Origin of the sequence: Streptomyces sp. NPDC055966 (genome assembly GCF_042269865.1) — a bacterium.
Lineage (GTDB): Bacteria > Actinomycetota > Actinomycetes > Streptomycetales > Streptomycetaceae > Streptomyces.
This window is the reverse complement of record NZ_JBHJYK010000037.1, coordinates 25,820-42,944: the sequence shown is the minus strand read 5'-3', so window position 1 is coordinate 42,944 and position 17,125 is coordinate 25,820. Positions and strand designations below refer to the sequence as shown.

The 17,125-nt window shown below is 73.7% G+C and carries 3 protein-coding genes; all 3 read right to left on the bottom strand.

The window, feature by feature from the left end:
* Positions 1-216: 216 nt before the first annotated feature.
* On the bottom strand, positions 217-1,047 hold the full coding sequence (locus tag ACFC8N_RS45355) for a futalosine hydrolase (protein ID WP_376295511.1): 831 nt from the start codon (positions 1,045-1,047) through the stop codon (positions 217-219).
* On the bottom strand, positions 1,044-2,111 hold the full coding sequence (locus tag ACFC8N_RS45350; protein ID WP_362823840.1) for a glucose-1-phosphate thymidylyltransferase: 1,068 nt from the start codon (positions 2,109-2,111) through the stop codon (positions 1,044-1,046). Before ACFC8N_RS45350 ends, ACFC8N_RS45355 begins: the two co-directional genes overlap by 4 nt.
* A 93-nt stretch (positions 2,112-2,204) precedes the next feature.
* A complete protein-coding gene (locus tag ACFC8N_RS45345) occupies positions 2,205-17,105 on the bottom strand; it encodes a type I polyketide synthase (protein WP_376295510.1) in 14,901 nt (4,966 codons plus the stop codon).
* Positions 17,106-17,125: the final 20 nt, after the last annotated feature.

The window sequence follows — 17,125 nt, the reverse complement described above, 5'->3', positions numbered from 1 at the left end:
TGGGTGTGTTCCTCGTGCGGTGGGGACAGCATGACCCGGCTCGGGAGCCTTTCTCGGCCCCGAGCCGGGTTGTCTGGGGAAACCCTTGGAAATCATGAACGGCCCGCGATTCACGCAGGCCGGAGCCGCGGCCGGGGACCGGGGTGGGTGGACCGGCGCGGGTGTGCCGGACCCCGAACGGCCGCTCGCAGGCGCGGTGTTCGGGGCCCGGTTCGCTCAGGTGTACGGCGGTGGGGCGCCCCTGGCGAGCACGTTGTGCAGGACGCCGAAGGCGTCCCGGAGTGCGGCGAGGGCGTCGGGGATGCGCCAGGCGGCGCGGTCGCGGGGGCCGACGGTGTTGGAGATGGTGCGCAGTTCCAGCAGCGGGACGCCGTGGACGGCGGCGGCCTCGGCGACGCCGAAGCCCTCCATCGCCTCGGCGGCGGCTCCGTGGCGTTGCCGCAGGTCCTGGGCGCGTTCTGCCGTGCCGGTGGCGGTGGAGACGGTCAGGACGGGGGCGTGGACGGCGCCGAGGACCCGGGCGACGGCGGCCGAGAGGTGGGGTGCGCAGGCGTGCTCGGAGGCTCCGAAGCCCAGGCTGTCCACGGAGAGGAAGCCGTCGGGGGTCTGGCAGCCGAGGTCGGCGGCGATGACGCGGTCGGCGACGACGACGGATCCGACGTCGGCGATGGGCGCGAAGCCTCCGGCGATGCCCGCGGCGATGACCAGGTGGTACGGGTTTCCGTGGACGGTCGCCACGGTGAGTGCCGCGTCGGCCGCGGCGGCCGCGGCGGCGGGGCCCACTCCCCCGGCCACCAGATCGGTGCTGAGCGGTTGGCGAGGGGCGGTGCACGGGCCCGCCGCGGTGCGCGGGGCAGGTGTGGTGCGCGGGGCAGGTGCGGTGGAGGTGTCGGTGGCGCAGCCGATGCGGAGCATCTCGCGGCCCGGCAGGTCGCCGCAGCCGACCGCCGCGGTGGGGCCGAGGCCCCGTGCGACGGCGTCGCGCTCGGCCTCGACCGCGGTGACCACGAGGAGGCGGACGGGGTTCACCAGGTTCATGGGGTTCATGAGGACAGCTGGACGTGCCCGTGGTCGCCTATGACGAGGCGGTGGGTGGCCGGCAGTCCGGGCGCGAGGGTGACTTTGACGTTGCGGCCGACGAGGGAGGCGGCCACGCGCCGGATGTGGTCGAAGGACGACTCGCGCAGCACGATCGAGTACTCGATCTCGCTGTGGGTGATGCGGCAGTTCTCCGCGACCGACGTGGACGGGCCGACGTACGAGTCGCTGACGACACTGCCGGCGCCGATGATCGCGGGGCCGACGATGCGGGAGCGGCGGACCTCGGCGCCCGGCTCGATGCGGACGCGTCCGATGATCTCGCTCTCGTCGTCGACGTAGCCGTCGACGCGGGGCTGGAGGCGTTCGAGGAGGGTGCGGTTGACCTCCAGCATGTCGGTGACGTTGCCGGTGTCCTTCCAGTAGCCGGTGATGACGGTGGAGCGGATCGCCATGCCCTGGTCGATCATCCACTGCAGGGCGTCGGTGATCTCCAGCTCGCCGCGGGCGGAGGGCCGGATGGCCCGCACCGCTTCGTGGACGGCCGTCGTGAAGAGGTACACGCCGGCGATGGCCAGGTCGCTGCGCGGCGTGCGGGGCTTCTCCTCCAGTTCGAGGACGTTGCCCTTGTCGTCGGTGACCGCCACGCCGAAGGCCGTGGGGTTGTCCACCCGGGTGAGCAGCACTTGGGCGTCGCGCGGGTCCTTGCGGAACTCCTCGACGACGTCGGTGATGCCGTCGAGCACGAAGTTGTCGCCGAGGTACATGACGAAGTCGTCGTCGCCCAGGAAGGGTTGGGCGATGAGCACGGCGTGGGCGAGTCCCAGGGGTTCGCTCTGCGGGATGTAGGTGACGTTCAGCCCGAAGGCGGAGCCGTCGCCGACGGCGGCCTCGATCTCCGGGGCGGTGCTGCCGACGATGACGCCGACGTCGGTGATGCCCGCGGCGGCGATGGATTCGAGGCCGTAGAAGAGGATCGGTTTGTTGGCGACCGGGACCAGTTGCTTGCTGGACGTGTGGGTGATCGGTCGCAGTCGCGTACCTGATCCCCCCGCGAGCACGAGAGCCTTCACTGTTCCATCCAGGTGACGGGTGGGGGTGGTGGGTGGGAGGGGCGGCCGTCCGGGTCCGGAGGGTGGGTCCGGGCCCGGAGCGGGCCTGTCGGTTCAGGCCTCGTCGAGGTCGCCCGCCAGGAAGGCGCGCAGTTCGTCGTCGGAGACCTCGTCGGCGGCCGCTCCCGGTGCCGGCGGTGTGGGCGCGAGGGCGGTGTCGGCCGTCGTGTCCGCGGCGTCCAGCCGGGCCAGCAGACCGCTGAGCCGGCTGCGCAGCCGGTCCTGGACGGCGCTGTCCAGTCCGGTTGCGGTGAACTGGGCTTCCAGGGCGTCGAGTTGATCGAGGACCGGGGAGGTGGGCGGCTGTGCCTCGGGGGCGATGCGCGTCAGGAGATGCGCGGCGAGCCGCTGCGGTGTGGGGTAGTCGAACATGAGCGTCGCGGGCAGTCGTACCCCGGCGAGGGCACCGATGCGGTTGCGCAGTTCGACGGCGGTCAGCGAGTTGAATCCGCTGTCCAGGAACCCTCCTTCGGGGTCGAGGGAGTCCGGGCTGTCGTGCCCGATGACCAGGGCCGCCTGGGTGAGTACGGCGTCCAGGGCGGCGGCGCGGCGGGCGTCGGGGGCGAGCCCGGCGAGGCGGGCGCGCAGCTCGCCCTCGGCGGGCGCCGAGGGCGCGGTGGCCGTGGCGGTCGCGGGGCGCCGGGTGCGGGCCGGGACGAGGTCGCTGACCAGGTCGGGCACCGATCCGTCGGAGGCGCGCAGTGCCGCCGGGTCGAGATCGGCGGGCGCGTGGAACGGCTCCGGGGAGCGCAGCGCCGCGTCGAACAGGGCGAGCGCGTCGTCGGTGGCCATGGGCCTCAGGCCGCTGCGGGCGATGCGGCGCCGGTCGGCCTCGTCGAGCTTGCCGGTCATGCCGCTGCGTTCGGCCCACAGGCCCCAGGCGAGGGACTGGACGCGGCGTCCGCCGGCGGCGCGGCGGGCGGCGAAGGCGTCGAGGAAGGCGTTGGCGGCCGAGTAGTTGGCCTGGCCGACGCCGCCGAGGGTGCCGGCGATCGAGGAGAACAGCACGAGCGCGGCGTCGGTGTCGCGGGTGAGTTCCTCCAGCAGGACGGTGGCGTCGGCCTTGGCGCGCAGCACCGTGTCGACGCGCTCGGGGGTGAGGGACTGCACGATGCCGTCGTCGAGGACGCCCGCGGTGTGGACGACCGCGGACAGCGGACGGTCGGCGGGGACGTCGGCGAGCAGGGTGCTCAGGGCGCCACGGTCGCTGACGTCGCAGGCAGCGACGGTGACGTGGGCTCCGTGGCCGCTGAGCTCCGCGCAGAGTTCGGCCATGCCCTCGGCCGCCGCGCCGCGCCGTCCGGCCAGCACCAGGGAGCGTGCGCCGTGGGCGGTGACGAGGTGTCGGGCGATCTCCCGGCCGAGGACGCCGCCGGCGCCGGTGACGAGCACGGTGCCGTTCGCGGGAATGCCGTCCGTCGGGCCGGCGGGCGTGGCCGCCCGGGTGAGCCGGGGGGTGAGCGCGCTGCCCCCGCGCAGGGCGATCTCGCTCTGCGCCGACGCCAGCGCGGCCGGCAGCTGTGCCAGGGAGGCCGCGCTGCCGTCGTGGTCGACCAGGGCGAACCGGCCCGGGTTCTCGGCGCGCGCCGCGCGGACCAGACCCCAGACCGCGGCCTGCGCCGGGTCGGTGCGGGGCGCGTCCTCGGGCCCGGTGGTGACGGCGTGCCGGGTCAGCACCACCAGCCGGGAGCCGGCCAGGCCGGACACGGCCAGCCAGTCGGTGAGGAGGCGCAGCGTGTGGTGGGTGGTGTGCCGTGTGGCCGCGGTGAGGTCGCCGTCCGCGTCGGTGTCGGGCACGGCGGCCAGGACCGTCGCGGGGACGGCCGTGCCGGCCGTGGCGTCGTACAGCGCGGCGGGGTCCGCGTGGTGCTCGGCGGTGCCGAGCGCTGGCGTGGCGGGCGGGAGCGCGTCGCCGACGAGGTGCGGTGTGCCGGCGGGCGGCGTACCGAGGGCGAGGGGCGACCAGCGGATCCGGTGCAGCGCGCCACGCCCCGGCGCGGCCGGAAGTGCGCTGGTGTCCACGGGCCGCAGGGCGAGCGCGTCGATGTCGGCGACGGGACGTCCCGTGCCGTCGAGCAGGCTCACCCGGTAGGTGTGCTCGCCGACCGGGGTCAGGCGTGCGCGCAGCGCGGTGGCACCGGCGGCGTGCGGTGTGACGTCGGAGAAGGTGAACGGCAGGAGGTTGCCGGTGCCTTCGGCGGCGGCGAGTGCCACGGTGTGCAGGGCCGCGTCCAGAAGGGCCGGGTGCACCCGGAACCGGTCGGTGCCCTGAAGGTGTTCGCCGTCCTCGGCGGCGATCTCCGCGTACACGGTGTCGCCGTCGCGCCAGGCCGCGCGCAGTCCGCGGAAGGCGGGACCGTAGGCGAAGCCGGCGGCGGCGATGCTCTCGTACAGGCCGCTCACGTCGACCTCGGTGGCGGCCGGCGGCGGCCAGGCGCCCGGGAAGGGCGCCGGAGCGGCGGCCGCCGGTGCGTCGCCGAGGGTGCCGTCGGCGTGCCGGGTCCAGGCGCCGCCGGTGGCGGGCCGGGAGTGCACCGCGAGGGCGCGGTCGCCGTTGCCGTCGGGCGCGGCCACGGTGACCTGGAGCTGTACGCCGCCGTGCTCGGGCAGCACGAGCGGCGCCTGCAGCGTCAGGTCGCCGATCCGGGCGGCTCCGACGTGGGCGCAGGCCTCCATGGCGAGGTCGAGGAACGCGGTGCCGGGGAAGAGGATCCGTCCGTCCAGTGCGTGGTCGGCGAGCCAGGGCCGGTCCTGCACGCGGACGGTGCCCGTGAGGACGACCCCGGCGCTGTCGGCGAGCGGGACGGCCGCGGTGAGCAGCTGGTGGTGTACGGCGTCCAGGTCCGTGCGGTCGGCGGCGGAGCCGGTCGTCTCCAGCCAGTAGCTGCGCCGCTGGAAGGGGTAGGTGGGCAGGTCGGTGCGGCGGGCGCCGGTAGGGGCGAACCAGGTGGCCCAGTCCACCTGGTGGCCGTGCGTGTGCAGCCGGGCGAGGGCGGAGGCCAGGGACGCCTCTTCCGCCGTGTCGCGCCGCAGGGTGGGTACGAGGGTGGCGTCGCCGTCGACGCAGTCACCGGCGAGCGCGGTGAGGACGCCGCCGGGGCCGATCTCGACGTAGGTGGTGACGCCCTGTTCCTCCAGGGTGCGGATGCCGTCGCGGAAGCGGACGGGCTCGCGGACCTGGCGCACCCAGTAGGCGCCGTCGAGGGGCTCGTCGGCGCTGACGGGGCGCCCGGTGACCGTGGACACCAGCGGCAGCGCCGGGGCGGCGTGGCCGAGGTCCGCGGTGCGCTCGGCGAACGTGTCGAGCATGCCGTCCATGTGGTGCGAGTGGAAGGCGTGGCTGACGTTGAGGCGGTGTGTCTTGCGGCCCTGTCCGGCCAGTTCGGCCGCGACCGCGGTGACGGCGTCCTCGTCGCCGGACAGGACCGTGGCGAGCGGGCCGTTGAAGGCCGCGACGGCCACCCGGCCCTCGTGGGCGGCGAGCAGCGGCACCACGTCGTCCGCGCCGGCCTGGACGGAGATCATGACGCCGCCCGTGGGCAGGTCCCCCATGAGCCCGCCGCGCACGGCGACGAGCCGGCAGGCGTCCTCCAGCGTGAGGATCCCCGCGACGTGGGCCGCGGCGATCTCGCCGACGGAGTGGCCGAGCAGCGCGTCGGGCCGTACGCCCAGGCTCTCCAGCAGCCGGTACAGGGCGACCTGGCCGGCGAAGAGTCCGGCCTGGGTGTAGGCCGTGCGGTCCAGGCAGGCGGCCTCAATGCTGCCCTGCTCGGCGAACAGGACGTCGCGCAGGGGCAGTTCGAGGTGGGCGTCGAGGTGGGTGCAGGCCTCGTCGAGCGCGTCGGCGTAGGCGTCGTAGCGCTCGTACAGGGCCCGGCCGACGGCGGCCTGCTGGCTGCCCTGGCCGGAGAACAGGAAGGCCACCTTGCCGCCGCGGGCCCGGTCGGTGGTCAGCAGCGGGTGCTCGCGGCCCTCGGCGAGGGCGGTGAGCGCGTCGGTGAGGGAGGCGGTGTCGTCGGTGACGACGGCCGCGCGGTCGAAGTGCCGGGCGCGGGTGGTGGCCAGGGAGAACGCCAGGTCGGCCGGGGTGGTGTCCGGGCGGGCGGCAATGGCGTCGAGCAGCCGCCGGGCCTGGGCGCGCAGCGCGGCGTCGCCGCGGGCCGACAGCAGCCACGGCAGGCTGCGAACGGTGTCGTCGGCCGGCCGGGGCTCCGCCGGGGCGGGGCGGTCCGGCTCCTGAAGGATCACGTGCGCGTTGGTGCCGGAGACGCCGAAGGACGAGACGCCCGCGCGCCGCGGTGTGTCACCGGGTGCCCAGTCGCGCTCTTCGTGCAGCAGGCGCACGGCGCCGGACGACCAGTCGATGTGCGGGGACGGGTGGTCGGCGTGCAGGGTGCGCGGCAGCACGTCGTGACGCATCGCCATCACCATCTTGATGATGCCCGCGACACCCGAAGCGGCCTGCGTGTGGCCGATGTTGGACTTCAGGGCCCCGAGCCACAGCGGCCGTTCGGCGGGCCGGTCCTGGCCGTAGACGGCCAGCAGTGCCTGCGCCTCGATGGGGTCGCCGAGCGTGGTACCGGTGCCGTGCGCCTCCACCGCGTCGACGTCCGCCGGGGCGAGCCCGGCGGAGGCCAGCGCCTGGCGGATGACGCGCTGCTGGGCGGGTCCGCTGGGCGCGGTGAGCCCGTTGGAGGCACCGTCCTGGTTGACGGCGGTGCCCGCGACGGTGGCGAGCACCGGGTGGCCGTGGCGGCGCGCGTCGGACAGCCGCTCCAGCAGGAGCAGGCCGACGCCCTCGGCCCAGCCCGCGCCGTCGGCCTCGGCGGCGAACGGCTTGCAGCGGCCGTCCGGCGACAGGGCCCGCTGCCTGCTGAACTCGACGAAGGTGTCCGGGGTGGAGATCACGGTGACACCGCCGGCCAGGGCGAGTTCGCACTCCCCGGACCGCAGGGCCTGGACCGCGAGGTGCAGGGCGACCAGGGAGGAGGAGCAGGCGGTGTCGACGGTGACGGCCGGTCCCTCCAGGCCGAAGGTGTAGGCGATGCGGCCCGAGGCGACGCTGCCGGCGCTGCCGGTGGCGAGGTAGCCCTCCAGTTCCTCGGGCGCCGTACGGGCCCTGCTGCCGTAGTCGTTGTAGTTGGATCCGACGAACACGCCCGCGCGGGCGCCGCGGATCCGGTCCGGATCGATCCCGGCGCGTTCGAACGCCTCCCAGGACGTCTCCAGCAGCAGCCGGTGCTGCGGGTCGATGGCCACGGCCTCGCGGGGTGCGATCCCGAAGAACGCGGGGTCGAACCGGTCGGCGTCGTGCAGGAAGCCGCCGTGCCGGGCGTACGAGTGCCCGATGCGGTCGGGGTCGGGGTCGTAGAGGTTCTCGACGTCCCAGCCGCGGTCGGCCGGGAACGGCGTGATGGCGTCGGTGCCGTCGGCGACGAGCCGCCACAGCTCCTCCGGCGAGGTGACGCCGCCGGGGAAGCGGCAGCTCATCCCGACGATGACGATCGGGTCGTCGTCGACGGCCGCCGTGGGCAGTTCGAGCACCGGTTCGGCGGTGGCGTCCGTCCCGAACAGCTCCCCGTCCAGGTAGGCGGCGAGGGCGCCGGCGGAGGGGTGGTCGAAGGCGAGGGTGACCGGCAGGCGCAGCCCGGTGGCCTCCGCGAACCGGTTGCGCAGTTCGACGGCGGTCAGCGAGTCGAATCCGACGTCCCGGAAGGCACGCCCGTCGGGTACGGCGTCCGGATCCGCGTGGCCGAGCACGGCCGAGGCCTGCGCGCGGACCTCGGCGACGAGCGCGGCGCGGCGCTCCACCGGGGCCAGACCCGCCAGTCGCTCGACGAGCGGCGGCCCGTCGGCGGACTCGGGCTTCTTCTGCGCCTGCTCCGTGGCCAGGGCCGCCCGGGCCTCCGGGAACTCCCGCAGCGCGGCGAACGCACGCGCGGTGATCAGCTTCCAGTCGACATCGGCGACGATCAGGAACTCCTCGTCCTGTTCGAGCGCCTTGTGCAGCGAGGCGACGGCCAGTTCGGGGTCCATCGGGGGTACGCCGTCCCGGCGCAGCCGCTCGGCGACTTCCTCCCCGACCATGCCGCCGCCCGCCCAGGTGCCCCAGCCGATGGAGGTGGCGGGCAGCCCCTGCGCCCTGCGACGGGCTGCCAGGGCGTCCAGGAAGGCGTTGGCCGCGGCGTAACTGCCCTGCCCGGGACCGCCGAGGGTACCGGCCATGGACGAGAACAGGACGAACGCGTCGAGGTCGAGGTGCCGGGTGGCCGCGTCGAGGGCGAGTGCGGCGTCGGCCTTGGGGCGCACGACGCCGTGGGCACGCTGCGGGGTGAGCGCGTCGATCAGCCCGTCGTCGATGATGCCGGCCGTGTGCACCACCGCGGTGAGGGTGCCCCCGCCGGGCAGGTCGTCGACGAGCCGCCGCACCGCGTCGGCGTCCGCGACGTCGCAGGCGACGACGGTCGCGGGCGCGCCCAACTCGGCGAGTTCGGCGGCGAGTTCGTCGGCTCCCGGCGCGTCGGGGCCGCGTCGGGAGGCGAGCACCAGGTGCTCGGCACCGCTGCGGGCGAGCCAGCGCGAGACATGCCGGGCGAGCCCGCCCGTGCCGCCGGTCACCAGGACGGTGCCGGACGGCTGCCAACTGCCGTCGGGCCGCGGCCCGTCGCCGGCGCGCACCAGGCGGCGCGCGAAGAGTCCGGAGGCACGCACCGCCAGGTGGTCCTCTTCGAGCGTCCCGGACAGTACGCCGGTCAGGCGGCGCGCGGCACGGTCGTCGAGCGTGCCGGGCAGGTCGACGAGTCCGCCCCAGCGCTGCGGGTACTCCAGGGCCGCGATACGGCCGAGGCCCCATGTCATCGCCTGGAGCGGGCTGTTCAGCCGGTCGTTGCGGTGCACGGAGACCGCGCCGCGCGTGGCGCACCACACCGGGCCGTCGAGGCGGAGGTCTCCGAGTGCCTGGAGCAGGGCCGTGGTCAGGACCAGGCCGGTGGGCAGCACGCCCTCGTCCGACCAGGGGGACTCGTCCAGCGCGAGCAGCGACAGCACGCCACCGATCTCGGCGCCGGCGATCCGGTCGCGGAGCAGCTCGGCCATGTGGTCGCGTTCGGCGGCGGGTTCGCCGACGACGAGGAGACGGGCCTCGGCGGACCGCTCGCCGATCGCGGCGAACACCTCCTGGACCAGGGGGTCGTCCTCGTGTCCGGCCGGCGCGACGAGCAGCCAGGTGCCCGCGAGTTCGTGGGCCTGCGCGGGCTGTTCGTTGAGTGGCCGCCAGGCGACCCGGTAGCGCCAGCCGTCGAGCGTCGAGTGGTTGAGCCGGTCGCGCCGCCACGACGACAGCGCGGGCACCACCTCGGCGAGTGAACGCACGTCCGCCAGACCGAGGCTCTCGGCCAGCGAATCGAGGTCCTGGCTCTCGACGCTGGCCCAGAACCCGTCCTCCAGGGGACCGACGCCACCGGACAGCCCGCCATCGACAGCGGTCTGCCGGGTGACCGGCTCCAGCCAGTAGTGGCTGCGCTGGAAGGCGTACGTCGGCAGCTCCACCCGGCGCGGGGACAGCCCCTCGAACACCGGCGCCCAGTCGACAGCGACACCGCGCGTCCAGGCCTCACCCAGAGAGAGGTAGAACCGCTCCAGACCCCCCTCACCGCGACGCAGGGACCCGACGACCACGGCATCCGAACCAGCCGCCTCGGCCGTCTCGGCGACCGGCACCGTCAGCACCGGATGCGGACTCATCTCCAGGAACGCACCGTGCCCGGCATCCACCAGACGCCGCACCGCCGGCTCCAGACGCACCGTCTGGCGCAGGTTGCGGTACCAGTACCCCGCATCCGTCTGCGCCGACTCGACCCACTCACCCGTCACCGTCGAAAAGAACGGCACCCCCGGCACCGACGCCACCACCGGCGCCAGCACCCCCGCCAACTCCCCCTCGATCGCCTCCACATGAGCCGAATGCGACGCATAATCCACATCGATCCGCCGCACCCGAACACCCGACTCCTCGGCGAAGGCGACCAGCTCGTCCAGCGCGTCCGCGTCACCCGCGACGACCGTGGACGTCGGCCCGTTCACCGCAGCCACCGACACCCGACCCGACCAACGACCCGCCAACTCCCCAGCACCCTCGGCATCCAGCGCAACCGACACCATCCCACCACGCCCCGCAAGCGCCACGATCGCCCGCGACCGCAACGCCACCACCCGCGCACCATCCGACAACGACAACGCACCCGCCACCACAGCAGCAGCGATCTCACCCTGCGAATGACCCACCACAGCAGCAGGCCGCACCCCGAACGACTCCCACAACGCGGCAAGCGACACCATCACCGCCCACAACACCGGCTGCACCACATCCACCCGGTCAAAACCGGGCACACCCTCCACCCCACGCACCACATCCACCAACGACCACTCGACGAACTCCCCCAACGCCACCCCACACTCCGCGAACCGAGCCGCGAACACCGGCGAAAAATCAAGGAGTTCCACCGCCATCCCCACCCACTGCGCACCCTGACCCGGGAACACGAAGACGGGGTCCACGGTGTCGCCGATTCGCTGGGCGGTGCCGCGCGTGAGGGTGGTGCCGGAGGTCCCGGTGGCCAGATCGCGCAGTGCGGCGACGAGGCTGTCGCGGTCGGCGCCGACGACGACGGCGCGTTCCTCCAGTGCGGCGCGGCCGGTCAGGAGGGAGTGCGCGATGTCGACGGGATCGCCGGTCGAGTTCTCCACCTGGTTCAGCAGTCGCTCGGCCTGGGCGCGCAGTGCCTTGTCCGAGCGGGCGGACACCAGCCACGGCACCACGGTGCCGGGCCGGTCCTCGGCGAGCGATGCCGGCTCCTGCGAGGGGAGCGGCTCGGGCTCTTCGAGGATGATGTGGGCGTTCGTACCGCTGACGCCGAAGGAGGAGACGCCGGCCCGGCGGGGTCGGTCGTGCCGTTCCCACGGGCGGGTCTGCGCGAGGACCTCGACCTGTCCCGCCGACCAGTCGACGATCGGGGAGAGCTCCTCGGCGTGCAGGGACTTCGGCAGGGTGGCGTGCCGCATGGCCTGCACCATCTTGATGATCCCGGCCATACCCGAAGCGGCCTGCGCGTGACCGATGTTGGACTTCACCGACCCGAGCCACAACGGCCGGTCGCCGTTCCGCTCCTGCCCATAGGTGGCCAGCAGCGCCTGTGCCTCGATCGGGTCGCCCAGCTTCGTACCCGTACCGTGCGCCTCCACCACGTCCACATCGGCCGCGGACAGACCCGCATCGGCCAACGCCGCACGGATCACCCGCTGCTGGGACAGGCCGTTGGGAGCGGTCAGACCGTTCGACGCACCATCCTGATTCAGCGCCGAACCCCGCACCACCGCCAGCACCTCATGCCCCCGCGCCACGGCGTCCGACAACCGCTCCAGCAGCAGCACGCCCACGCCCTCGGCCATGCCCATGCCGTCGGCCTCGGCCCCGAACGCCTTGCAGCGGCCGTCGACGGCCAGACCACGCTGCCGGCTGAAGCCGACCAGGCCGATGGGCTCGCCCATGACGGCGGCGCCGCCGGTCAGCGCGAGGGAGCATTCGCCCGACCGGAGGGAGCGCATGGCCAGGTGCATGGCGACGAGCGCGGAGGAGCAGCCGGTGTCCATCGTCACGGCCGGGCCTTCGAGGCCGAGCGTGTACGAGATGCGGCCGGAGGCGATGCTGGTGACGGTGCCGGTGATGAGGTGGCCTTCGAGGCCCTCCGGCACCTCGCCGCTCGCTCCGTAGCCCTGGTGGGACACGCCGAGGAAGACACCGGTGTCGCTGCCGCGCAGGCTGTCGGGGGCGATGCCGGCCCGCTCCAGGGTCTCCCAGGTGGTCTCCAGGAGCAGCCGCTGCTGCGGGTCCATCGCGGTCGCCTCACGCGGCGAGATCCCGAAGAACCCGGCGTCGAACTCGGCCGCGTCGTGCAGGAATCCGCCCTCGCGGACGTAGATGGTGCCGGCGCGGTCCGGGTCGGGGTCGTACAGGGTGTCCATGTCCCAGCCGCGATCGACGGGCAGGGACGAGATGGCGTCGGTCTCGTCCAGGACGAGTCGCCAGAAGTCCTCCGGGGAGTGCACTCCGCCGGGGAAGCGGCAGCCCATGGAGACGATCGCGATCGGCTCGTCCTCGTGGGCCGGGCGGGCCGGCGCGGCGGTCGGGAGCGTGGCGGACGGCTCCTCGGTGGTGTCGTCGACGAGGTGTCCGCGCAGGTGGCGTACCAGATCGCGGACGTTGGGGTGGTCGAAGACGATGGTGGCCGGCAGCGCGAGGCCGGTCGCCTCGTTGAGGCGGTTGCGCAGTTCGACCGCGGTGAGGGAGTCGAAGCCGAGTTCCCGGAACGCGCGCGTGGCGGCGACCTCGCTGCCGTCGGCGTATCCGAGTACGGCGGCGACCTGGGTGCGGACCACGTCGGTCAGGGTCCGCTCGCGTTCGGGGGCGCTCAGACCGGCGAGTTCCGCGCGCAGTCCGCCGCGCCGTTCGACGGCCCGGTCGAGAACGGCTTCGTCGGCCTGCATCGCGGCCGCCACCTCGGGGACCTCGTGCAGCAGCGGCCGGGGGTGGGCGGCGGTGAAGACGGGGACGAAGCGCTCCCAGTCGATGTCGGCGACGGCGAGGAACGTCTCGTCGTGGTCGAGTGCCTGCTCAAGTCCCGCGACCGCCAGTTCGGCGTCCATGAACGGGATGCCGCGCCAGCGCAGTTGCTCCCGGACGACGTTGACGGCCATGCCTCCGCCCTCCGGGCTCCAGATGCCCCAGGCGAGGGACATGCCGGTCAGCCCGCGGGCCCTGCGGTGGTCGGCGAGGGCGTCGACGTACGCGTTCGAGGCGGAGTAGGCGCCGTGGTCGCCGCTGCCCCAGGTGCCGGCGACGGACGAGTACAGGACGAAGGCGTCCAGCCGGTCGTGGTCGAAGAGCGCGTCGAGGTTGGCGGCGCCGAGCAGCTTGGCGCGGGCGCCCTCGGCGAAGAAGTCGAGGCCGGTGTCGGCGAGGGGGGCGAGCATGCCGACGCCCGCGGTGTGCACGACGGTGCGGATCGCGGGGCCGTCGGACTCGACCCGCTCCACGAGGTGGCGCAGCGCGTCCCGGTCGGCGACGTCGCAGGCGGCGATGGTCACCCGGCAGCCCAGCTCGGTCAGTTCCTGCCGCAGCTCCTCCGCACCGGGCGCCTCGGCACCGTGGCGGCTGGTGAGCACCAGATGCTCGGCGCCCTTACGGGCGAGCAGTCGGGCGGTGTGGGCGCCGAGACCGCCGGTGCCCCCGGTGATCAGCGCGGCGCCGCTGGTGCTCCAGGGGCGTGCCGCGCCACGGCCCGCCAGGGGTGTGCGGACCAGCCGTCGGACATGGGCGTTCCGTCCCCGCAGGGCGACCTGGTCCTCGTCACCCCCTTCGGCGAGGACGGCGATGAGACCTCGTACGGCGTCGGGGTCGGGTGCGGAGGGGAGGTCGACGAGTCCGCCCCAGCGGCGCGGCTGCTCCAGGGCGACGACACGGCCGAGTCCCCAAAGTGCGCCCTGCATCGGGTGGTTCACCGGGTCGTCGGCGCCCGTGGTGACGGCTCCACCGGTCAGGAACCACATCTTCGCCTCGACACCGGCGTCCAGCAGGCCCTGGACCAGCAGCAGCGAGGAGAGCATGCCCACCGTCGCGCCGGCGTGGTCCGGGGCCGGACGCTCGTCGAGGGCGAGCAGGGACACGATGCCCCGCACGGAATCGGGCCCGGTGTCCGCCACGGCGTCGGCCAGCCGTGCGGCGATCCGCCCGCGGTCCAGTTCGTCCTCCGCCATCACGAAGGTGACGGGGGTCGCGCCCGCCTCGCTCAGGCCGTTGGCGACGGCTCCGGCGAGGGGCGACAGCGCGTGCTCCTCGGGTACGACGAGCAGCCAGCTGCCGTCGAGCGCACCGCCTTCCGGGAGTTGGTACGGCCGCCACACGACGCGGTAGCGCCAACTGTCCAGCCGGGCACGGCCCTGCCGCCCGCGATGCCAGGCGGACAGAGCGGGAAGGACGTCATCGAGGCCGTCGGTGGCGTCGAGCCCGAGGGTGCGGGCGAGTTCCTCTGCATCGCCCTCCTCGACGGTCCGCCAGAACCGCTCCTGGGCCGGGTCGGCGGCGGCCTGCGCCTTGGGCAGGTCGAGCCAGTAGTGGCTGCGCTGGAAGGCGTACGTCGGCAGCTCCACGCGGCGCGGGGACAGCCCCTCGAACACCGGCGCCCAGTCGACAGCGACACCGCGCGTCCAGGCCTCGCCCAGGGAGAGGTAGAACCGCTCCAGACCGCCCTCACCGCGACGCAGGGACCCGACGACCACGGCATCCGAACCGGCCGCCTCCACGGTCTCCGCCACCGGCACCGTCAGCACCGGATGCGGACTCATTTCCAGGAACGCGCCATGGCCCTCCTCGATCAGCGCGTCCACGGCGGGCTTGAGCCGAACCGTCTGACGCAGGTTGCGGTACCAGTACCCCGCATCCGTCTGAGGCGACTCGATCCACTCACCCGTCACCGTCGAGAAGAACGGCACCCTCGGCACCGACGCCGTCACCGGCGCCAGCACCTCCGCCAACTCCCCTTCGATCGCCTCCACATGGGCCGAATGCGACGCGTAATCCACATCGATCCGCCGCACCCGAACGCCGGATTCCTCGGCGTAGGCGACCAGCTCGTCCAGCGCGTCCGCGTCACCCGCGACGACCGTGGACGTCGGCCCGTTCACCGCCGCCACCGACACCCGACCCGCCCAGCGGCCCGCCAACTCCCCAGCACCCTCGGCATCCAGCGCAACCGACACCATCCCGCCACGCCCCGCCAACGCCACGATCGCCCGCGACCGCAACGCCACCACCCGCGCACCATCCGACAACGACAACGCACCCGCCACCACAGCAGCAGCGATCTCACCCTGCGAATGACCCACCACAGCAGCAGGCCGCACCCCGAACGACTCCCACAGGGCGGCAAGCGACACCATCACCGCCCACAACACCGGCTGCACCACATCCACCCGGTCAAAACCGGGCGCACCCTCCACACCGCGGACCACATCCACCAACGACCACTCGACGAACTCGTCCAACGCCACCGCACACTGCGCGAACCGAGCCGCGAACACCGGTGAGGAATCAAGGAGTTCGACCGCCATTCCCACCCACTGCGCACCCTGACCCGGGAACACGAAGACGGGGTCGAGGCTCGCGCCGGGGCTTTCGCAGAGGCCGCGGACGGCGCTCGCGGGCCGTTCGCCGCGGGCGAGGGCGCGCAGGCCGTTCAGCAGCTCCGTGCGGTCGGCGCCGACGACAGCGGTGCGCTCCTCAAGGGCGGCGCGGCCGGTGGCGAGTGCGTGGGCGATGTCCACCGCGCGCAGGTCGGCGGAGTCCACGCGGTCGAGCAGCCGCTGGGCCTGTTCCTTCAGCGCGGCTTCCGAGCGGGCCGACAGCAGCCAGGGCAGGACGGCGTCGGTCGTCCCGGCCTCGACGGCGTCTTCCTCGGCCGGTTCGGCGATCGGTGCCTGTTCGAGGATGACGTGGGCGTTCGTACCGCTGCCGCCGAAGGAGGAGACGCCCGCGCGGCGCGGCCGGCCGGTCTCGGGCCAGTCGACGGCCTCGGTGAGCACACGCAGGGTGCCGTCGGACCAGTCGACGTGCGGGGTGAGTTCCTCCCCGTGCAGCGACTTGGGGGCGACCCCCCGCCGGAGCGACTCGACCATCTTGATGATGCCCGCGACGCCGGAAGCGGCCTGGGTGTGGGCGATGTTGGACTTCAGGGAGCCGATCCACAGCGGGTTGTCGGCGTCCCGCTCGCGGCCGTACGTGGCCTGCAGTGCCTGCGCCTCGATCGGGTCGCCCAGCTTCGTGCCCGTACCGTGCGCCTCCACCACGTCCACATCAGCCGCGGACAGACCCGCATCGGCCAACGCCGCACGGATCACCCGCTGCTGCGAGGGCCCGTTGGGAGCCGTCAGACCGTTGGACGCGCCGTCCTGGTTGATCGCCGAACCCCGGATCACCGCCAGCACCTGATGGCCCTGGGCCTCGGCGTCCGACAGCCGCTCCAGCAGCACCACCCCGACGCCTTCGCCCCATCCCGTGCCGTCGGCACCGGCCGCGAAGGGCTTGCAGCGGCCGTCGACGGCCAGGCCGCGCTGCCGGCTGAACTCGACGAAGTTGCGCATGCTGCCCAGGACGGTGGCACCGGCCGCGACGGCCATGGAGCACTCGCCGGAGCGCAGCGCCCGTACCGCGAGGTGGAGGGCGACCAGCGAGGAGGAGCACATGGTGTCGAGGCTGACGGCCGGTCCCTCGAAACCGAAGCTGTAGGAGATGCGCCCCGACAGCACGGCGGCGGATCCGCCGGTCAGCAGGTGTCCTTCGATGCCCTCCGGCGCGCTGGTGCCGTCGGGGACGTAGGCCTGGTTGCTGGCGCCGACGAACACACCGGTGGAGCTGCCCCGCAGGGTCGTGGGGTCGATGCCGGCCCGCTCGAACGCCTCCCAGGTGGTCTCCAGGAGCAGCCGCTGCTGCGGGTCCATCGCGGTCGCCTCACGCGGCGAGATCTCGAAGAACCCCGCGTCGAACTCGGCCGCGTCGTACAGGAAGGCTCCCTGGCGGACGTAGCTGGTGCCGATGCGTTCGGGGTCGGGGTCGTACAGCGCCTCGATGTCCCAGCCACGGTCGGTCGGCAGGTCCGAGACGGTGTCGACGCCGTCGGCGACGATCTGCCACAGGTCCTCGGGGCTGCGCACTCCGCCGGGCATGTGGCAGGCGGTGGCCACGATGGCGATGGGCTCGTGCGCCCGCGTCTCCAGGTCGGTGAGCCTGTGCCGGGTCTGCCGCAGGTCCGTGGTGACACGCTTGAGGTAGTCCCGCAGCTTGTCCTCGGTAGTACCCGTGGTGCCCGTGGTGCCCGCGTTGCCTGTGTTGTCCGTGTTGGCCATGCCAGTCAGCCCTTCGAGAA

Coding starts and splice junctions, on each gene's coding strand:
- ACFC8N_RS45355 (WP_376295511.1), bottom strand. CDS start 1,047: ATGAACCCCATGAACCTGGTGAACCCCGTCCGCCTCCTCGTGGTCACC.
- ACFC8N_RS45345 (WP_376295510.1), bottom strand. CDS start 17,105: ATGGCCAACACGGACAACACAGGCAACGCGGGCACCACGGGCACCACG.